Origin of the sequence: Comamonas thiooxydans (genome assembly GCF_002157685.2) — a bacterium.
GTDB classification, from domain to species: Bacteria; Pseudomonadota; Gammaproteobacteria; order Burkholderiales; family Burkholderiaceae_C; genus Comamonas; species Comamonas testosteroni_H.
Window position 1 is genome coordinate 1,179,305 of record NZ_AP026738.1, and the last position, 19,473, is coordinate 1,198,777.

Annotated in this window: 21 protein-coding genes; 14 read left to right on the top strand and 7 right to left on the bottom strand. The window is 61.7% G+C overall.

What is annotated here, in order from left to right; all coding sequences use genetic code 11:
• The first annotated feature begins 119 nt into the window (after positions 1-119).
• Positions 120-1,553: a replicative DNA helicase gene (gene dnaB / locus CTR2_RS05345; protein WP_087084796.1), complete on the top strand. Its 1,434-nt coding sequence runs from the start codon at positions 120-122 to the stop codon at positions 1,551-1,553.
• A 157-nt stretch (positions 1,554-1,710) separates the two neighbouring features.
• Here dnaB and CTR2_RS05350 read toward each other — a convergent pair whose 3' ends face one another.
• From CTR2_RS05350 to CTR2_RS05365, 4 genes are all read right to left on the bottom strand, one after another.
• The gene (locus tag CTR2_RS05350) at positions 1,711-2,115 is read right to left on the bottom strand and encodes a hypothetical protein (RefSeq protein ID WP_087084795.1); all 405 of its coding nucleotides are present in this window, start codon (positions 2,113-2,115) and stop codon (positions 1,711-1,713) included.
• Complete coding sequence (locus CTR2_RS05355; RefSeq protein WP_087084794.1) at positions 2,116-3,837, bottom strand: PhoH family protein; 1,722 nt, start codon at positions 3,835-3,837, stop codon at positions 2,116-2,118.
• A gap of 221 nt (positions 3,838-4,058) precedes the next feature.
• Positions 4,059-4,547 carry a peroxiredoxin gene (locus CTR2_RS05360; RefSeq protein ID WP_003057908.1) on the bottom strand — a complete coding sequence of 163 codons (489 nt, stop codon included), beginning with the start codon at positions 4,545-4,547 and terminating at the stop codon, positions 4,059-4,061.
• Positions 4,548-4,686: 139 nt separating this feature from the next.
• Complete coding sequence (locus CTR2_RS05365; RefSeq protein WP_003064306.1) at positions 4,687-5,055, bottom strand: Mth938-like domain-containing protein; 369 nt, start codon at positions 5,053-5,055, stop codon at positions 4,687-4,689.
• Between the two features lie 166 nt (positions 5,056-5,221).
• On the opposite strand from CTR2_RS05365, the gene CTR2_RS05370 reads away from it, so the two are divergent.
• The 9 genes from CTR2_RS05370 (at position 5,222) to CTR2_RS05410 (ending at position 15,004) form a co-directional block, all read left to right on the top strand.
• Positions 5,222-6,511 (top strand): pyridoxal phosphate-dependent aminotransferase, encoded by a 1,290-nt coding sequence (locus CTR2_RS05370; RefSeq protein WP_034389376.1) that lies wholly within the window; start codon positions 5,222-5,224, stop codon positions 6,509-6,511.
• A 68-nt stretch (positions 6,512-6,579) separates the two neighbouring features.
• Positions 6,580-7,914, top strand: coding sequence for a homoserine dehydrogenase (locus CTR2_RS05375; protein ID WP_087084793.1), 1,335 nt, complete (start codon positions 6,580-6,582; stop codon positions 7,912-7,914).
• Positions 7,915-8,005: 91 nt separating this feature from the next.
• On the top strand, positions 8,006-9,202 hold the full coding sequence (locus tag CTR2_RS05380; RefSeq protein WP_087084792.1) for a hypothetical protein: 1,197 nt from the start codon (positions 8,006-8,008) through the stop codon (positions 9,200-9,202).
• 156 nt (positions 9,203-9,358) lie between these two features.
• Positions 9,359-10,783 (top strand): threonine synthase, encoded by a 1,425-nt coding sequence (thrC, locus tag CTR2_RS05385; RefSeq protein ID WP_087084791.1) that lies wholly within the window; start codon positions 9,359-9,361, stop codon positions 10,781-10,783.
• A 129-nt stretch (positions 10,784-10,912) separates the two neighbouring features.
• Positions 10,913-11,455, top strand: a complete 543-nt coding sequence (mobB, locus tag CTR2_RS05390) for a molybdopterin-guanine dinucleotide biosynthesis protein B (RefSeq protein WP_087084790.1) — start codon at positions 10,913-10,915, stop codon at positions 11,453-11,455.
• A 14-nt stretch (positions 11,456-11,469) separates the two neighbouring features.
• Positions 11,470-12,726: a molybdopterin molybdotransferase MoeA gene (locus tag CTR2_RS05395; protein WP_087084789.1), complete on the top strand. Its 1,257-nt coding sequence runs from the start codon at positions 11,470-11,472 to the stop codon at positions 12,724-12,726.
• Positions 12,727-12,737: 11 nt separating this feature from the next.
• The gene (gene moaD, locus CTR2_RS05400; protein WP_087085232.1) at positions 12,738-12,992 is read left to right on the top strand and encodes a molybdopterin converting factor subunit 1; all 255 of its coding nucleotides are present in this window, start codon (positions 12,738-12,740) and stop codon (positions 12,990-12,992) included.
• Between the two features lie 234 nt (positions 12,993-13,226).
• Complete coding sequence (locus tag CTR2_RS05405) at positions 13,227-14,654, top strand: short-chain fatty acid transporter (RefSeq protein ID WP_087084788.1); 1,428 nt, start codon at positions 13,227-13,229, stop codon at positions 14,652-14,654.
• Positions 14,651-15,004: a recombinase family protein gene (locus tag CTR2_RS05410; protein ID WP_087084787.1), complete on the top strand. Its 354-nt coding sequence runs from the start codon at positions 14,651-14,653 to the stop codon at positions 15,002-15,004. The genes CTR2_RS05405 and CTR2_RS05410 overlap by 4 nt, the downstream gene beginning before the upstream one ends.
• 109 nt (positions 15,005-15,113) lie before the next feature.
• On the opposite strand, the gene CTR2_RS05415 is transcribed toward CTR2_RS05410, so the two are convergent.
• The gene (locus tag CTR2_RS05415; protein ID WP_254913436.1) at positions 15,114-16,307 is read right to left on the bottom strand and encodes an MFS transporter; all 1,194 of its coding nucleotides are present in this window, start codon (positions 16,305-16,307) and stop codon (positions 15,114-15,116) included.
• Between the two features lie 95 nt (positions 16,308-16,402).
• On the opposite strand from CTR2_RS05415, the gene CTR2_RS05420 reads away from it, so the two are divergent.
• The 3 genes from CTR2_RS05420 (at position 16,403) to CTR2_RS05430 (ending at position 18,086) form a co-directional block, all read left to right on the top strand.
• The gene (locus CTR2_RS05420) at positions 16,403-16,981 is read left to right on the top strand and encodes a TetR/AcrR family transcriptional regulator (protein WP_254913435.1); all 579 of its coding nucleotides are present in this window, start codon (positions 16,403-16,405) and stop codon (positions 16,979-16,981) included.
• 170 nt (positions 16,982-17,151) lie between these two features.
• Positions 17,152-17,502, top strand: a complete 351-nt coding sequence (locus CTR2_RS05425; protein WP_087084784.1) for a GIY-YIG nuclease family protein — start codon at positions 17,152-17,154, stop codon at positions 17,500-17,502.
• The gene (locus tag CTR2_RS05430; RefSeq protein ID WP_087084783.1) at positions 17,499-18,086 is read left to right on the top strand and encodes a hypothetical protein; all 588 of its coding nucleotides are present in this window, start codon (positions 17,499-17,501) and stop codon (positions 18,084-18,086) included. Before CTR2_RS05425 ends, CTR2_RS05430 begins: the two co-directional genes overlap by 4 nt.
• Before the next feature lie 85 nt (positions 18,087-18,171).
• Here the strand turns inward: CTR2_RS05430 and CTR2_RS05435 are convergent, their stop codons facing one another.
• On the bottom strand, positions 18,172-18,498 hold the full coding sequence (locus CTR2_RS05435) for a hypothetical protein (protein WP_087084782.1): 327 nt from the start codon (positions 18,496-18,498) through the stop codon (positions 18,172-18,174).
• A 13-nt stretch (positions 18,499-18,511) separates the two neighbouring features.
• A complete protein-coding gene (locus CTR2_RS05440; RefSeq protein WP_003057869.1) occupies positions 18,512-18,766 on the bottom strand; it encodes a hypothetical protein in 255 nt (84 codons plus the stop codon).
• A 53-nt stretch (positions 18,767-18,819) separates the two neighbouring features.
• Here CTR2_RS05440 and CTR2_RS05445 point away from each other — a divergent pair, with 53 nt between their 5' ends.
• Positions 18,820-19,278 (top strand): molybdenum cofactor biosynthesis protein MoaE, encoded by a 459-nt coding sequence (locus CTR2_RS05445; protein WP_043006337.1) that lies wholly within the window; start codon positions 18,820-18,822, stop codon positions 19,276-19,278.
• The last annotated feature ends 195 nt before the right edge of the window (positions 19,279-19,473 follow it).

Here is a 19,473-nt window from a genome sequence, read left to right on the forward strand (position 1 = left end):
GCCTTCGGGCGGTTTTTTGTTTTCCGGTAATTGTTTGTCTCGCCAGCGTTTTTCTCGTCACCCGCCGTGACGTCGCCACCGCCTCCCGCTACGATGGAGGACTTGTCTCTAGGAGTCTCATGTCGTCAGTAATGCCCCCGCTTGATCTGCAAGATGATGCATTCGCCCCGGTTCCGCCTGCAGACCAGCAGGTGGCGCAACTGCGTGTGCCGCCGCACTCCATGGAGTCGGAATCTTCGGTGCTCGGCGGTCTGCTGCTGGACAACAATGCCTGGGAGCGCGTGGGTGACCTGCTCGGCGACGGCGACTTCTATCGGCACGAGCACAAGCTGATCTACGAAGCCATCGGCAAGCTGATCAATGCCAGCAAGCCGGCCGACGTGATCACGGTCTACGAGCATCTGCAGGGCATGGGCAAGGCCGAGGAAGTCGGCGGCCTGATGTACCTGAACCAGCTGGCGCAGTATGTGCCCAGTGCCAGCAATATCCGCCGCTATGCGGAAATCGTGCGTGAGCGCGCCATCTTGCGCAAGCTGGTCACGGCCAGCGACGACATCGCGACCAATGCCTTCAATCCTCAGGGCAAGACGGTGGAGCGCATCCTCGACGAAGCCGAGCAGAAGATCATGGCGATCGGCGAGGAGGGCGCGCGCAACAAACAGGGTTTCCAGTCGCTGGACACGCTGGTAGTGGATCTGCTGGACCGGGTCCAGGAGATGGCTGACAACCCCATGGATGTGACCGGCGTGCCCACGGGCTTTGTCGATCTGGATCGCATGACATCGGGTCTGCAGGCCGGCGACATGGTGGTGCTGGCGGCGCGTCCCTCGATGGGCAAGACCTCGTTTGCCGTGAATATTGCCGAGCATGTGGCGCTCAACGAGGGTTTGCCGGTTGCCATCTTCTCCATGGAAATGGGCGCGGCCCAGCTGGCGGTTCGTATCGTCGGCTCCATCGGTCGCGTCAATCAGGGCAATCTGCGTACCGGCAAGCTCAGCGATGACGAGTGGCCGCGTCTGACCGAGGCCATCGAGCGCTTGCGCACCGTGTCGCTGCATATCGACGAAACGCCGGGCCTGTCCCCGACCGAGCTGCGTGCCAATGCGCGTCGTCTGGCGCGCCAGTGCGGCAAGCTGGGCCTGATCGTGGTCGACTACCTGCAGCTGATGAGCGGCTCGGGATCTGCCGCCAGTTCCGACAACCGTGCGACCGAACTGGGTGAAATCTCGCGGGGCTTGAAGATGCTGGCCAAGGAGTTGCAATGCCCGGTGATCGCGCTGTCCCAGCTCAACCGTTCGGTGGAGCAGCGTACCGACAAGCGCCCCATGATGTCCGACCTGCGCGAATCGGGCGCCATCGAGCAGGATGCGGACATCATCATGTTCATCTACCGCGACGACTACTACAACAAAGAGAGCAAGGAGCCCAATATTGCCGAGGTCATCATCGGCAAGCAGCGTAACGGGCCGACGGGGACGGTGAAGCTCTTCTTCCAGAAGAACCAGACGCGTTTCGAGAACCTGGCGCAGGGCTACGGCACGGACGAATACTAAAAATCATAGCTGCTAGCGCTTGTTGAGTATGGATTTCATAACTCTATGAATATGAAAACTATGAATATCAAGTGCTGCCAGCTATCAAATTGAAGGACATAAGAAAAGCCCGCAAGGCACGGACCTTGCGGGCTTTGTTTTTTGAGCAGCTGCGGCGCTAGCGGCTGAACAGGTAGACGCCAAGACCGATCACGCACAGCCCCAGCACGCCGCAGGCCCAGGCCAGGCGCTGTGCACCTGTGCGCAGCGCGCCCACGGTTGCGACGATCTGGGCATTTTGCTGGGCCAGCTTCTCGATGATCTCCAGCGACTGGCGCTGCGACTGCTCGAGCTGGGCGATGCGCTCCTCCTGTTGCTGGATCAGCAGCAGCGCCTGCTCGCCGGCAGAAGCCGGCGGCGAAATGCGCTGCGCAGCGCTTTGCGCGCTGGCGTCCTGCTCGCGCGCCTCGGCCTGGGCGTCTTTCTTCTTGAGCATGCCCTGGGCGGCCTTCACCACCTGAGGCGTGGCCTTGATGACCTCGCCCCAGGGTACGAGCTTGAGTGCCGTGATCCAGCTCGCCACTTACAGCACCTCGCTGGCGAAGTCCGCCAGGCGCGAGCGTTCGCCGCGCGCCAGGGTGATGTGGCCGCTGTGGGGCCAGCCCTTGAAGCGGTCCACCACATAGGTCAGGCCCGAGCTGCCTTCGGTCAGGTAGGGTGTGTCGATCTGGGCCAGATTGCCCATGCAGATGATCTTGGTGCCGGGGCCGGCACGGGTGATCAGGGTCTTCATCTGCTTGGGCGTCAGGTTCTGGGCCTCGTCGATGATGACGTATTTGTTCAGGAAGGTGCGACCGCGCATGAAGTTCATGCTCTTGATCTTGATGCGGCTGCGGATCAGCTCGTTGGTGGCGGCGCGCCCCCACTCGCCGGCATTGCCGCCGTCGCCCTTGGCCAGGAACTCCAGGTTGTCGTCCAGGGCGCCCATCCAGGGGCCCATTTTTTCCTCTTCGGTGCCGGGCAGGAAGCCGATGTCCTCACCCACGCTCACCGTGGCGCGGGTCATGATGATCTCGGTATAGCGGCGCTCGTCCAGCACCTGGGCCAGACCGGCGGCCAGGGCCAGCAGGGTCTTGCCGGTGCCTGCCGTGCCCGTCAGTGTGACAAAGTCGACTTCGGGGTTGACCAGCAGGTTCATGGCAAAGTTCTGCTCGCGATTGCGTGTGGACACGCCCCAGACGGCATTCTTGGGATTGCCGAAGTCGCGCAGCGTCTTGAGCACGGCCGTCTTGTCGCGGATTTCAGTCACGCGCATGTAGAGGCTGGGCTCGCCCGGTGCTTCGTAGTAGACGAACTGGTTGATCATCAACTGGTCGACGATGGCGCCGCTGACGCGGTAGTAGGTGATGGCGCCTTCCTGCCAGCTCTCCACATTCTTGCCGGCCTTGGCCCAGAAATCGTGGGGCAGGGCCAGTGCGCCCGAGTACAGCAGATCGCCGTCTTCCAGTACCTTGTCGTTCTGGTAGTCCTCGGCGGCCAGGCCCAGGGCGCGCGCCTTGACGCGCATATTGATGTCCTTGGACACCAGCACCACTTCGCGATCCTTGTGCTGCTCGCGCAAGGCTGCGACCACGCCCAGAATCTGGTTGTCGGCCTTGCCCTGTGGCAGGCTCTCGGGCAGGGATGCATCCAGAGGGTTGGTCTGGAAGTACAGCGTGCCGGTGGCGCTGCGCTGACCCGTGGCGTTCAGCGGCAGGCCTTTTTCCAGACCATCGGCGGGCTGGGAGGCAACCAGGGAGTCCAGCGTGCGGCTGACCTGGCGGCCGTTGCGTGCCACCTCGGTCATGCCCTTTTTGTGGTTGTCCAGCTCTTCCAGCACCACCATGGGCAGGAAGATGTCGTGCTCTTCAAAGCGGAACAGGCTGCTGGGGTCGTGCAGCAGCACATTGGTGTCCAGCACGAACAGCGTGGTCGGGCCGGTGCGCGTATTGCGGGCGCGGCGGGCAGGCTTGGCAGCTGCGTCGGCGGGTTTTGCAGGTACTGCGGCAGTCGGTGCTGCTGCCGTCGGCGCTGCGCCAGCCGTTGTGGCGGTCTTGCGCGGCTTGGCGGCGGCGGGCTTGCTGGTGCTGCGGCGCGGCTTGGTGACCGCAGGGGCGGTCTCTGGAGCCGCATTCAGGGCGGCTCCGTTGGAGGGGTTCAGATCCTCGTCAAGTTCTGCAGTCTGCTTGGCAGTCTTGCGGATGGACGAAAAGGCTTCTGCGGAAAGCTTTGCGGCGCGGTGGCCGGGTGCGGGAGGCAGGGGCATAGTGGACGAACCGTTCTCAACAAGATTCAAAAAGCACAAAGCCGCCTGGAAACCGAGGCGGCTTTGGTGGGGTGAACAGAGAATACTGCGTAGCACTGAGGCATGCCCCATTATGCATAGGCCGCGAGGGCCTGAGGCGGTATTTCCTGTTTTGCCTTGTTTAAAGACTTTGAAATACTTTGCGTGTAGATAATTGCAAGGTTTTCAGTCCGGGGCGGGGTTCAGGCCACCTTCTTGTCTTGAGTCTTCAGGCTTTTGACGGCCTTGAGAACTTCGTCCACATGGCCGGGGACCTTCAGGCCGCGCCATTCCTGCATCAGGATGCCGTCGGCACCGATCAGGAAAGTGGAGCGCTCGATGCCCTTGACCTTCTTGCCGTACATGATCTTGTTCTTGACCACGCCAAACATGTGGCACATCTTTTCTTCGGTGTCAGCGATCAGCTCGAACGGCAGTTCCAGCTTTTCCTTGAAGTCGTTGTGCGAGTTCATGTTGTCGCGCGACACACCGAACACGGTGGCGCCAGCCTTCACGAAATCCTTGTACTTATCGCGGAATTGCATTGCTTCCGTGGTACAACCCGGCGTGTTGTCCTTGGGGTAGAAATACAGGATCAGAATCTGGCCGTTGTGCGAGGTGTTGGACACCTTGACGCCGCCGGTGGCATTGGCTTCAAATTCTGGGAGTGGTTTGTTGACAACGATCGCCATGCGCTTGTATCTCTCGGGTGTGTTCGTTGAAATGCCGAGGGCGTCGGTGGTATTTTTGTTTTTATCAATCGATCGCCCCCAACCGCAACCTGCGATTTTACCCTGAAATACGTATTTCTCTCAATGTAAGCTCGGAAGGCTATGCGAGCAGCAGGGCTGCGACCACGTTGCGGCCTTCGCTGGCCAGAACGTTATAGGTACGGCAGGCCGAGGCGGTGTCCATGCTCTCCAGGCCAATCCGTTTGGCGATCAGCGGCTTGAGCCAGGCCACGGGTGGAAAGCGGTTCTTGCTGCCGCTGCCAAAGAGGACGACTTCCGCATCCAGCTTGGCGAGTTCCTCGAAATGCTCGGCCGTCAGGTCTTCGAAACGGGCGCAGTTCCACTCGGTCAGCAGGCCGCGGGCACCTACCAGCAGACTGGTTTCATGGTTTTGCTTGTCAACCGCGATCCAGCCCGGGCCATAGCCGGTGATGGTTTGCGCATCGGATTTGTCTGCCTGAAATTTCATGATGGAGAGTGTGCGCAATCGGCGCGCTGGACGGGGGCGATGGCTGCTGTCTCCATACAGAGAGGGTGGGGACATTGCTGCAGCGCGGAACTGTGCTTAAATTATAGGTTTCACCATGGCACTTAATGCGCCCTGGCGTGCCTGAAATCCTTTTGCATTGATTCGCATGAAAACCGTTCAAAAATCCGCCAAATTAGCAAACGTCTGTTACGACATCCGCGGGCCGATCATGGACGCGGCGAAGAAGATGGAGGACGACGGCCAGAAGATCATCAAGCTCAATATCGGCAATCTGGCCGTGTTCGGCTTCGATGCTCCCGAGGAAGTGCAGCAGGACATGATCCGCAACCTGCCCAACTCGGCAGGCTACTCCGACAGCAAGGGCATCTTCGCGGCGCGCAAGGCCGTGATGCACGAAACCCAGCGCCAGGGCATCAAGGGTGTGACGCTGGACGATATCTACCTGGGCAACGGCGCTTCGGAGCTGATCAGCCTGGCCACCAATGCGCTGCTGGACAACGGCGACGAGATGTTGCTGCCTGCGCCCGACTATCCGCTGTGGACGGCTGCCACCAGTCTGTCCGGCGGCACGCCCGTGCATTACATGTGTGACGAGTCCAATGGCTGGATGCCCAATATGGACGACATCCGCGCCAAGATCACGCCGCGCACCAAGGGCATCGTCGTCATCAACCCCAACAACCCCACGGGTGCGCTGTACTCCAAGGAGTTGTTGCTGCAGATCGTGGAGCTGGCACGCGAGCATGGCCTGGTCATCTTCGCGGACGAGGTCTACGACAAGGTGCTGTACGAGGATGCCAAGCACACGCCGCTGGGCAGCCTGTCCATCGATGTGCTGACCATCACCTTCAACTCCCTCTCCAAGGCCTACCGCTCCTGCGGCTACCGTGCCGGATGGATGGTGATCTCGGGCGACAAAAAGCCCGCCAAGGACTACATCGAGGGCCTGAACATGCTCTCCAACATGCGCCTGTGCGCCAATGTGCCCGGCCAATGGGCGGTGCAGACGGCACTGGGCGGTCATCAGAGCATCGATGCCCTGGTGCAGGAGGGCGGTCGCCTGCGCGTGCAGCGCGATCTGGCCTGGGAGCTGATCAACGCCATTCCCGGCGTGAGCTGCGTCAAGCCTCAGGGCGCGCTGTACATGTTCCCGCGCCTCGATCCCGCCGTCTACCCCATCCAGGACGACCAGGAATTCTTCCTCGAAGTGCTGCAGGAAACCAAGGTCATGCTGGTGCAGGGCACGGGTTTCAACTGGCCCGAGCCTGATCACTTCCGCATCGTGTTCCTGCCCCATGAGGCAGATCTGCGCGAGGCCATCAACCGCTTGGCAGCCTTCCTTGAGAAGTACCGCAAGCGTCATGGCACGGACAAGCCCAAGGCAGTGCCGGCAGAAAAGGCACTCAAGCCTGCCAAGGCTGAGAAAGCCGCGTAACACATCTTTTTGATAGCTGATGGCGCTTGATTTTCAAGCGCTTCAGCGCTTTTTTGACCTTAGAACTTATGAAACCCATCCAAGTAGGCCTGTTGGGCATTGGCACCGTAGGCAGCGGTACTTTCAATGTGCTGGAACGCAATCAAGACGAGATTCGCCGTCGTGCGGGTCGTGGCATTGAAATTACCATGGTCGCCGACTTGGATACCGAACGCGCCAAGAGCGTGGTGGGTGACAAGGTCAAGGTGGTCGGCGACGCACGTGAAGTCATCGCCAACCCCGGTATCGATGTAGTGGTCGAGCTGATCGGCGGCTATGGCATTGCCAAGGCCCTGGTGCTGGAAGCCATCGCGGCCGGCAAGCATGTGGTGACCGCCAACAAGGCCCTGCTGGCCGTGCACGGCACGGAAATCTTCAAGGCCGCGGCCGAGAAGGGCGTGATCGTGGCCTATGAGGCCGCCGTGGCCGGTGGTATTCCCATCATCAAGGCGCTGCGCGAAGGCCTGACCGCCAACTCCATCCAGTGGGTGGCAGGCATCATCAACGGCACGACCAACTTCATCCTGTCCGAGATGCGCGACAAGGGCCTGGACTTCGACGTGGTGCTCAAGGAAGCCCAGCGTCTGGGTTACGCCGAAGCCGATCCCACTTTCGACATCGAGGGTGTGGATGCGGCCCACAAGGCCACGCTGATGAGCGCGATTGCCTTCGGCATTCCCGTGCAGTTCGACAAGGCCTATGTGGAAGGCATCACCAAGCTGGCCGGTGCCGACATCAAGTACGCAGAGCAGTTGGGCTACCGCATCAAGCTGCTGGGCATCACCAAGCGTACCGACAAGGGTATCGAGCTGCGCGTTCATCCCTCGCTGGTGCCCGCCAAGCGCTTGATCGCGAATGTGGAAGGCGCCATGAACGCCGTGGTGGTGAATGGCGATGCCGTGGGAACCACCTTGTACTATGGCAAGGGTGCGGGTTCCGAGCCTACGGCTTCGGCCGTGGTTGCCGATCTGGTGGACATTGCCCGCCTGCATGGCGCAGACCCCGCTCATAGCGTACCTGCGCTGGCCTTCCAGTCCCACACCCTGGCCGCAGCAGGCCACGAGCTGCCCGTGCTGCCCATGGCCGAGGTCGTGACCAGCTACTACCTGCGCATCCGCGTGGCCGACGAAGCCGGAGTGCTGGCCAAGATCACCGGCCTGCTGGCGGGTGCCGGCATCAGCATCGACGCCGTGCTGCAGCGCGAAGCCGACGAAGTGGGCGGCGAAGGCTCGACCCAGACCGACCTGATCATCCTCACGCACGACACGCGCGAGGGGGATATGGACAAGGCCCTGGCCGAAATCCAGGGTCTGCCCACGGTGCTGGCTCCCATCACCCGCATCCGCAAGGAAGAGCTGAACTAAGGACTTGAGCATGTACCGTCGCACTCAAACCGGTTTATTCCCTGTTCAGTGCGGTGTCGGTATTGCAAACCCGTTCAAAGGCTGGCGCCCTATGGCGCCAGCCTTTTTGCTTTGGGTAGCCGCGGGTGCGCAAGCGGCGCCCGTCGATGTCTATCGTGGCACGCTGGGCGGCTCGGCGGTGGTGATGGAACTGGGCAAGCCGGGTGAGGATGGTGAACGCCAGGGGCGCTATTTCTATCTGCGACACGGAGTGGATATTCCACTCAGGGGCGCGCTGAATGCGCTGTCTGAGGCGCGTCCCTTGAATAACGACTGGGCGCGTGAAAGCGGTGGCGAGCCTCCCGTGTTGACCGACTCCCAACAGCGCCGCATCGTTTGGCAACTGCGCCAGCAAGGCAGTGCTCTGGCAGGTGAATGGGTGGATGGTATTCATGGCAAAAAACTGCCGCTCGCCCTTACCCATATTGCGCAGTACGACCCTGAAAAGATAGCGCCATTCGGTGTGGAGGCCGTGACGTTGGCGATTGTGCAAGGTGCAGGCAGCGGTATTGCATCGGGCGTTGCCATCTCGGCACAGGCCACTCCCTACGACTACCTGAAAGTGGCCGAGCAAAAGCTGGAGCAGGGCAAGGAAGTGGTGGTCAGCCCCACTCTGGCCTGGAGGCCGGTGCGCGATGCGCGTACCCAGTTCTGGTATCCGCGCCTCACGCGTCATCCGGATACCAAAATTCTGGCGCAGACCAATACCGTTCTGGAGCAGCGCCACTGGGGCATGAGTCTGGAGGCACTGGCCTGTGTGGGCTCGATCTACCAAAACGCCGGCCCGGCGGCAGGCTCACTGGGGGACTTCAATAACGAGTCGATCAAGGTGACGTACCTCTCAAGCGCCTTGATGAGTGTGGTGGAGTCCGGTTCAACCGGTTGCGGCGGCGCGCACCCCAACAATCATTACGACCCTTTTGTGCTGGATCTGCTGAGGGGCGGCTATTTGGACTTCACCCGCCTGCTCAAGGACGTGAAATATGGCGAGTACAAGCTGGAATACGGAGATCGGCTGTCTCGTTTTCTGAGCAAGGCAGTGGACCGGCATTCCGAGGATGACAAGGAGTGCACCGAGTTGCTGCCCCAGTACATGGCGCTGATGCTCGACAAGCCCGACAAGATGAGCTTCGTGATTTCAGGCATAGGCCATGCCATGGGCGTGTGCCTGGGCAGCGGCGTCAGCGTCCCGTTCAAGGAGCTCAAGCCCTATATCAAGCCGGGGGCGCAGCGCTATTTCCAGCCCTGAGTCCCCGTTCGGCGCGATATGAGGCAATGGCGTTGGCCGGTCTCTGCATTCGCGCGCAGTCAAATCGGGCTTGCTGACCGATAATGGTCGGCTTGGCGGCATGACTTCTGCCCGTTTGGCTGCCCGTTCCGAATATTAGTTTTTGGCGAGTTTGAGATGCTGTATCTGTCCACCCGCGGCCATGCTGACCGCAAGCGTTTTTGCGACATTCTGCTCGAAGGCCTGGCTCCCGATGGCGGCCTGTACCTGCCCGTCGAGTATCCCCAGATCGATGATGCCAAGCTGAGCCAGCTGCGCGAGACGCTGGCCACCAAGGGCTACGCGGCCCTGGCCTTCGAGATTCTGTCGCTTTATATCGACGACATTCCTGCCGAAGATCTGCGCGTCCTGTGTGCCAGGACCTATACCAAGGAAGTCTTTGGCAGCGACGCCATCGTGCCCGTGCGCCAGCTGGACGGCGTGCTGCACATCGAGGCCCTGTCCAACGGTCCCACGCTGGCCTTCAAGGACATGGCCATGCAGCTGCTGGGCAATCTGTTCGAGTACGAACTGGCCCGCCGCAACGAGGAACTGAATATCCTGGGTGCCACCAGCGGGGACACCGGCAGTGCGGCCGAGTACGCCATGCGCGGCAAAAAGGGCGTGCGTGTCTTCATGACCAGCCCCTACGGTCGCATGAGCCCCTTCCAGCAGGCGCAGATGTTCAGCCTGCAGGACGAGAACATTCACAACATCGCCATCGAAGGCGTGTTCGACGACTGCCAGGACATCGTCAAGGCCGTCTCCAACGACCACGCCTTCAAGGCCCGGTACAAGATTGGCACTGTGAACTCCATCAACTGGGCGCGTCTGCTGGCCCAGGTGGTCTACTACTTTGCCGGCTATCTGCAAGCCACCCGCTCCAACGAGCAGCAGGTGAGCTTCACCGTGCCTTCCGGCAACTTCGGCAATATCTGCGCGGGCCATGTGGCGCGCCAGATGGGTCTGCCGATTGCCAAGCTGGTGGTGGCCACCAATGAAAACGATGTGCTGGACGAGTTCTTCCGCACCGGCGTCTACCAGGTGCGTGGCTCGGCCAACACCTACGAGACCTCGAGCCCCTCGATGGACATCTCCAAGGCCAGCAATTTCGAGCGTTTTGTGTTCGACCTGGTGGGCCGCGATGGCGTGCGCACCAGGCAGCTGTTCGCCGAAGGCGTGGCCAAGGCGGGCAAGTTCGATCTGAGCACAGATCCCGCTTTCAAGGATGCCGCCGGTAAGTACGGCTTTGTGAGCGGCAAGAGCACGCACGCCGACCGTCTGGCCACCATCAAGGACACTTTCGAGCGCTTTGATCAGATGATCGACACGCATACCGCCGATGGCGTGAAGGTGGCGCGCGAGCATCTGGGCGCCGAACCCATGCTGGTGCTGGAAACCGCTTTGCCCATCAAGTTTGCCGCGACGATCGAAGAAGCGCTGGGCCGCCAGCCCGACCGTCCCGCCAAGTTCAACGGCATCGAAGACCTGCCCAAGCGGGTGGTCGTCATGGCCTCCGACGTGGACCAGATCAAGGCCTTTATCGCCGAAAACTGCAGATAAGGCCCTGGGGCGTTAAGCTTGAAAAGCACCTGTGGCTTGGCGACAGGTGCTTTTTTTATTTGGATAAAATTGGTATTTTGCGCTTGCCCATAAAGCGTTGGTAGCTATCAAAAACATATTGAAATCAAGATGAAGGTCATAGGCTTTGCCGGATATTCGGGCGCGGGCAAGACCGCCCTGGTCGAGGCGCTGGTGATGCTGATGAAGCAGCGCGGGCTCAGGGTCTCGGTCATCAAGCATGCCCACCATGACTTCGATGTGGATCGCGAGGGCAAGGACAGCTGGCGCCACCGCAAGGCGGGCGCTTATGAAGTGCTGCTCGCGTCCGATAGACGCATGGCGCTGATGCGCGAATACGAGCAGCCTGCTCAGTTGGGCGTGCACGACATGCTGGCGCAGCTGGATCCCAGCGTGGACTGGGTGCTGGTCGAAGGCTTCAAGCATGGAGAGCTGCCCAAGATAGAGGTCTGGCGGCAGCAGCAGGACAGGCTGGATAGAGGCAAAAGCCTGGAGCCGCTGTTTCCGCATGACCCTCGGGTGCTGGCAGTTGCCACCGACGCGGCCCATGACCTGCCGCAAGCGCCTCTCCAGCCTGTGCTGGATCTGAACCAGCCCCAGCTTGTGCTGCAATGGCTGCTGGCCCATTCGGACTCTCTGCAATACAAGAACTAAGGAAAGACACAGCAATGCAAGCACCACAGACGCCTCGCAAGCCGCTCAAGCCTCTGGATGAAGCCCTGCAGGAGCTGCTGGCCCATGCCCAGCCCCAGGCCGGCACACAGATGGTGGACACCTTTGATGCCGATGGCCGCGTATTGCAGCAGGCCGCCGTCTCGCCGCTGCAAGTGCCGCCCCAGGACAACTCGGCCATGGACGGCTATGCCGTGCGCGCCGCCGAATGTGCCGACGGCGCTGCGGTGCTGCCGGTGTCGCAGCGCATTCCCGCCGGCACCTCGCCCGAGGCGCTGGCTGCTGGCTCCGTCGCCCGCATCTTCACGGGCGCGCCCGTGCCAGCTGGGGCCGATGCCATCGTCATGCAGGAGGACTGTGAATTACTCGAGGACGGCCGCGTGCGTATCAAGGCTCAGCCCAGGGCTGGGCAGTGGATTCGCCGCGCGGGTGAGGACATCACGCAGGGCGCCACCGTGATCGAAGCCGGCACCCGCCTCACGCCAGCCCACCTGGGTCTTGCAGCCAGCATGGGCTTTGCCCGCCTGCAGGTGGCACGCAAGCCGCGTGTGGCCCTGTTCTCCACCGGCGACGAACTGGTCATGCCCGGCACCGTTGCACCGCAGGACATGCCGGCGGGCAGCATCTACAACAGCAACCGCTTCTTCCTGCGTGCATTGCTGCTGCGCATGGGCTGCGAGGTGACGGATCTGGGCATTGTTCCCGACGACCGCGAGGCCACGATTGCCGCGCTGGCCGATGCCGCCATGGACCATGATGTGATCGTCACCAGCGGCGGCGTCTCGGTGGGCGAGGAAGACCATATCAAGCCTGCCGTGCAGGAGCTGGGTCAACTGGACCTCTGGCAGATCAACATCAAGCCCGGCAAGCCTTTTGCCTACGGCCGCGTCAATCGCGAGTCCGGCACGGGCTTTGCGCACTTCATCGGGCTGCCGGGCAACCCGGTCTCCAGCTTTGTCACTTTCCAGGTGCTGGTGCGCCCCTTTTTGCTGCGTTTGCAGGGCGTGCAGCAGGTGCTGCCGCGTGCCATCGAAGCGCGCGCCGATTTCGAGTGGCCAAAGGGTGACAAGCGCAGAGAGTTTTTACGGGTGCGCTACAACGAGCGTGGCGGGCTTGAGCTGTTCAGAAACCAGAGCTCGGGCGTGCTGACTTCCACGGCCTGGGGCGACGGCGTAGTGGACAACCCTGCCGGCACCACGATTGCCATGGGCGACAGTGTGCGCTTTATCCCGTTTGCCGAGCTCATGGCCTGATGGAGTTGGAGATGAAGACCGTTACGATTCGATATTTCGCCTCTATCCGGGAAGCCTTGGGTACGGGCAGCGAAAGCCTGCAGACCCCGGCAGCCACCGTGGGAGCATTGCGCGAGCAACTGATGAGCCGCAGCGATGAGGCTGCCCAGGTGCTGGCTGCCAGCAAGGCCGTGCGCATGGCGCTGAACCAGGATATCTGTGATGCCGATGCTGTGCTCAGCAATGGCGACGAAGTGGCATTTTTTCCGCCAGTGACGGGGGGCTGATGAGTCTCTGAGCGCTTTTGAGCCTCTAAAAACGGTTTCTGAAGAAGCCTGAAGCCCACAGAAGGCCTGTGCAAACCGCTTGCACAGGCCTTTTTGCTGTTTGTCGGTTTCCAGGTGCCAGCCTTGATCGTGAGATTGCTTACTAGGGTTTTCCTGGGCGTGTTTTCGTGAATCTGACGAGATTCATTTTGGAGAATCCGCGCTTTCTACAAGAAAGACAGAAAGCACTTACTCATGACAACTCACGTCAATATGGAGGAGACCCGCTCTGCGCGCTTTGCCATGCGCTGCGCCAGCTGGGCGGAGAAGTGGTTCCCGGATTCCTGGGTGTTTGCCGTAGTCGGCATCTTCATCGTGGTGCTGGCAGCGTTTGCCATTGGTGCGCCGGTGCAGGAAACCAGCAAGGCCTTCGGCAAAGGCTTCTGGAGTCTGATCCCCTTCACCATGCAAATGGCTTTTGTGGTGATTGGCGGTTATGTGGTGGCTAGCTCCAAGCCTGCATCTGCACTCATCAAGGCACTGGCCCGCATCCCCAAGACCGGCCGTGGTGCCGTGGCCTGGGTGGCGTTTGTGGCGCTGAGCGCCTCGCTGCTGAACTGGGGGTTGAGCCTGGTGTTCGGCGGTCTGCTGGTCAAGGAACTGGCACGCCGCACCGATATCAAGATGGACTACCGTGCAGCCGGTGCCGCTGTCTATCTGGGGCTGGGTGCCGTGTGGGCGCTGGGCATTTCGTCTTCGGCAGCGCAGCTGCAGGCCAACCCTGCCAGCCTGCCTCCCGGCATTCTGGCCATTACTGGCGTGATTCCGTTCACGCAGACCATCTTCCTATGGCAGTCCGGCGTGATGCTGGGCGTGCTGATGGTGATCTCCATCGTCGTGGCTTACATGACGGCACCCGGTGAGAAGACCGCGCGTGATGCGGCCCAATGCCAGGTCGACCTGGGCACAGAAGTCGTGCAGGAAGTCAAAAAGCCCAGCCGCCCCGGCGAATGGCTTGAATACAGCCCCATCCTCATCATCTTGCTGGTGGCGCTGACCGTGGGCTGGATGGTGGAGGAGTTCTCGAGCAAGCCTTTCATTCAGGCGATCTCCGGGCTGAACACCTACAACCTGCTGTTTCTTATGGCTGGTGCGCTGCTGCACTGGCGCCCCCGCAGCTTTCTCGATGCCGTGGCACGTGCCGTGCCCACTACGACCGGCGTGCTGATCCAGTTTCCTCTGTACGGCGCGATTGCGGCCATCATGACGGACGTCAAGGGTGACGGCGGTGCCAGCATTGCCCACCATATCTCGACCTTTTTCACCAGCTTTGCCACGCATGACACTTACGCGCTGCTGATGGGGACCTACTCTGCCGTACTGGGCTTTTTCCTGCCCTCGGGCGGTGGCAAGTGGATTGTGGAAGCGCCTTATGTGATGCAAGTGGCCAATGACCTGCAGTACCACCTGGGTTGGGCCGTGCAGATCTACAACGCTGCTGAGGCACTACCTAATCTGATCAACCCCTTCTATATGCTGCCGCTGTTGGGCGTGCTGGGCCTCAAGGCGCGTGATCTGATCGGCTTCAACTTTGTGCAATTGCTGGTTCATGCGCCCGTGGTGCTGTTCCTGTTATGGTTCCTGGGTCAGACCCTGAGCTATATCCCCCCTGTAATGCCATGACCCAAGTTGCCGATTCGCCGTCTACCGAAGTGAACCCAGAGATCAGCGCCCGCACCCGCAAGGCTCTGGCTGAAGCGCGTGAGCGCGGCGTGAAGCTGGGCACGGCCGGTGCGACCAATATCCGCGCCACGGTGGAAAAACGTAAATCGGCGGCCGATGCCTTTGCCAGGCAGCACGAGGCGCTGTTCGCCGAATTGCTGCAACAAGGCCTGACCCACCGCGCCATGGCGGCCGAGCTCAATGCCCGGGGCATTGCGGCCGCCAGGGGCGGTGAGTGGACCCATGGCCAAGTGCAGCGCATTCTGAACCGCTACGCGGACTGGAAGGCTGCCGAGTCGATCCAGGCTTGAGGCCGCCATGCCGATCAAAAAAGCCGTGCGGCGTTTGCTGCACGGCTTTTTTGATGGAGGCCGGGGACGAATGAGCTGGACAAGGCAGAGCAGGATCGCAACGCACAGCCTATGCGCCATGCCGGGTGACCGCTTTCTGCCTTGTGGCAGCCAGTGCCAGCAAGCCCAGCACGATCAGCATCAGACCATAGCCATAGGTGGTGGGCACCAGCCCCAGGCTCTGGGTCAGCAGGCCTGCCGCGATGGCAGGCAGGCTGAAGGCCAGATAGCTCAGCACATAGATGGTGGACAGCAGGCCGCCGCGTTCATGCGGCTCGGCCAGCGGCAGCACGCTGCGCAGCGCCCCTTGAAAGCCCACGCCAAAGCCCGCACCGGCAATGATGGAGGCGGCCACCATCAGCGTCAGGCTGTGGCTGGCCACGCCCAGCAGAAGAATCACGATGCCCAGCGGCAGAACCGAACCACCGAAGCGCAGCATGCGCTGGGCCGTCCAGTGGCGAAGTAGCCAGATGGCCGATGCGGCGCTCAAGGTGTTGATGCACACAGCCAGGCCTGCCATCAAGGTGGAGCCGGTGATCACGCGCAGCAGGGTGGGGCCTAGCGACAGATAAAAGCCCGCCAGCGCCCAGGCTGCGATGTCCAGCGGCGCCATGCGCAGGAAGGCCGGGCGGATATGCGCGGGAAGGCGGATGCGAGGGCGCATGGAGGCCAGGGCTCCGCTGCGGCGGCTGACGGTTTCGGGCATCACGGCAATGGCCCAGGCCGATGCCGCAAAGACCAGCAGCAGCCACCAGTAGACCTGGTGCAGCCCGTCGTGACCGTGGCTGGCCAGCTGGTTGGCGCCGAACACGCCGGCTGCCATGCCCAGCATGGGAGACAGCGTATTGATCAGCGCACCGCGTTCACGGTCCATATCAAGCAGGGCCGCGCCCAGGGCTGCACTGGCCATGCCGGTGGCAAATCCCTGCACCACGCGCGACCAGAGCAGGGCCTGCGCATCCTGTGCATGGGCAAACATCAGCATGGAGACCGCCTCCAGTCCCAGGGCGGCAAGAATGACGGGGCGCCGGCCCAGGTAATCGGACAGTGCGCCCATGGTGAGCAGGGCGACGAGCAGGCTGAAGGCGTAGACCGCGAAGATCAGCGTCAGCATGCCCGAAGAAAAGCCCCAGGCCTGCTGGTAGAGCCTATACAAGGGCGTGGGAGCGCTGGACGCCGCCAGAAAACTGGCCAGGGTCAGGGCGACAGCAGCCATATTGCGAGTGCTGGACGCCGCAGTCAGGGATACAGAGGATGTGGACATGGAAAAGCAGGCTCCGCTACCATAAAAGCAAAATTTTTGCGTTTGCGTATTCTGCGTTAATTCTTTTTTAACGCAAATATTTAGCTTTAATGACCATGATTGCAAAAGACCCAGTCCAATCCCGACCTGGCGGGCGCAGCTCCCGTGTACAGGCCAGCGTGCATCAGGCGGTGAGGAAACTGCTGGAGTGCATGCCGCGCGAGGAGCTGACCTTTCCCCTGATCGCCACCGAAGCCGGCGTCACGCCTTCCACGCTGTACCGCCGCTGGGGCGATCTGCCGCAACTGCTGGCCGATGTGGCGCTGGAGCGCATCCGTCCCATTGCCGAGCCGGCGGACACGGGCAGCCTGCATGGCGATCTGCAGGCCTGGACCGAGCAATACATCGAGGAAATGGGCTCGCCTCTGGGGCGCACCTTGCTGCGCGATACCTTGGTGGCGACCCAGGAAGATCAGGTGACCTGCGCCTGCGTGGACATCATCCGCGATCAGCTCGGCATCGTGCTGGGCCGGGCCCGGGCGCGCGGCGAGTCGGGTCCTGCTGTGGATACCATGCTGGATCAGCTGGTGGCACCCATCGTCTATCGCATTCTCTATGGTCTGCAGCCCGATGTGGCTTTCGGGCGCAAGCTGGTCGAGCACCTGACTGAGCACCTGACGCCCAAGCAGGCCTGAGGCGCTTGCACTAGAATCGCTGCTCACGGGTGCTAAGGGGCGCCTGCCCGCACAAGAGGCTCTCACCCTTGCTTTCGATAGCGTGTTCACGCTCGATTCGATGTTCTGTCAGACCATGGTTGTTCTAAGGGCCCAGCGCGGGAGGCTCCGATGCAACCTGGAGCACTGTCATGACTTCATCTCTCCATCCCCAGGCGCGGCGCGCGCTGACGCGGGACTACAAACAGGCGTTCCCCGCCATGGGCATCTACGCGGTGCGCTGCGATGCCGCCGACTTGTTGCGCCTGGGTGCCAGCCGCAATGTGGACGCAATACTCAACCGCCTGCGGTTCGAGCTGAGCAATGGCTCCCGGCGCGATGTGGCACTGGCCCAGGCCTGGGCCCACCACGGCCCACAGGCATTCCGTTTTGAAGTACTGGACCGCATCAAGGAACGCGACGACCCTTTGTTCGACTATGACGCCGAACTTCAGGCCCTGCTGTCCCTGTGGCAGCAAGAGCTGCAAGGGGTGCAGCCATGAGCAGCGAAGCCGTGAATGCCATGAGCTCGGGCCAACTGCTGTCCGCTGGTGCTGCAGCCATTGACCCACCGGGTCCGGCCATGGGGGCAAGTTCTGCTGCGGAACGCGTGTCGCCGCAGGCCCTGGTCGACGAGATCAAGGTGCGTGCCCGCGTTCGCTTGAGCCGTGCGCGTCGCGAGGGGGCTGCGGGATCGGCCACATTGCGCGACCACTTGCATCAGGCTGCGCGCGAGGTTGGCTTTGCCGGCTGGGAGCAGGCGCGCCTGGTGCTGGGAGCGCTGGCGGCACCGGGAGATGACATGGGCGGCTTCTGGCATGTGCCGCGTAGCGGCATTCTTCTGCACATCTGGTTCAGCGAGTATGCACAGGCGCGCAGCGTGCTTGCGCAGCAGGCGGATGGCTTTTTGCTGCCTTATCGGCGCCAGTGCTTCATCGTGCAAGCGCCGTTCATCGAGGCCTTGGGTCTGAGCCCGGTCGACCCGGCCTGGGCCGTCATAGGGCGCGATCTGGTCGCCGGCTATGGAACGCCTGCCTGGCGGGCCTTGGCCTGGCAGCGTCTCAATGCGCCTGCCGGAGCCTTCTGATCTGCTCCGAAGTGGACGAGGTTCCTGAAATCTGAAGCGACAAATGCTGGTCCGAGAGCGCTGAAAACCGGTTCCGTCCGGGCTTTCAGGCCGGGTCTGTAGGCGTGGGGAACTGCGGTGCACGCCATTCCAGCAGCTCGGCCAGGCGCTGCACGATCCAGCCCGCTTCAAGCGCTGTGACGACCGAGCCCTCCGGGGCCAGGCCCGCATGCATGCCCAGCAGTACCTGCTCTTCTGAGGAATTTCCCGAGTGATAAAGCGTCTGTGCCTGTTCGGTCAGATGGCTTGCCAGGTCTTCGCACAGCTCATAGCGTGCGACGACCTCGGCAATTGGGGCGGACAGCTTGCCGCTGCGCGTGCGAAACAGCTCGGCAAAGCTGGGCGGCGGCTGAATCTGGCTGGTGTCGTCCATAGGGCCTTGACCTTTAGCTCGGCTCGAACAGGCGCTCGAAACGCTCGATGTCCACGGCCAGTTCGCAGGTAATGAGCTGGCCCGATTTGTTGTCGCGCTTGCGGTGGGCGGCAAACAGCGTGGCCTTGCCCTTGAAGTTGTAGTCGGGCAGGTGGATCAGCTCATAGGGATAGGGCACAAAGAGCTGGAACTCGAAAATCATCCGGTGCTCATTGCGCGGAGAAGGGTACAGCGTGTACTCCGGCAGATTGATGGTTTGTGTGGCCATGGCCCAATGCTAATGCGCCAGACATGCCCATGCTGGCCTGCGACAATGCAGGCATGACTGCAGCACGTGTATCCATTCAGACCCAGGACTTTGACCTCTCGGCCGAGATTGCCGCCTTGCGCGCCGGCGATGCACGCGTGGGCGCGGTCTGCAGCTTTGTCGGCACGGTACGCGACCGCAACGAGGGCGATGCCGTCTCCAGCATGGAGCTCGAGCACTACCCCGGCATGACCGAGAAGTCGATCGAGGCCATCATCGACAAGGCCGTGGCGCGCTTTGGCATCTATGGCGCGCGCGTGATTCACCGTATCGGCCTGCTGCAGCCCATGGATCAGATCGTGCTGGTGGCCGTGACCAGCGCCCACCGCGGCAAATCCTTCGAGGCCTGCGAATACATCATGGACTATCTGAAGTCCGAAGCGCCGTTCTGGAAGAAAGAGCAGACCGGGCAGGGCGCACGCTGGGTGGATGCTCGTGTCAGCGACGAACAGGCGCTGGCACGGTGGCAGTAAGGACAGCAGCCGTCCGAGCGCTGGCCCATATCGGAGCCCTGTCGGCCCAGGCTTGGTGGCGCCCGATCGTGTGCATCGGTGCATGCTCTTGAGAAATCTATGAATAAAAATGCCTCTGGCGCTGATGTATAAAGCGTAAGTCGCTATGGTTCTTGGTGGCTCCCGGGTTTGTTGACTCTGACAGGTATGGGGCTG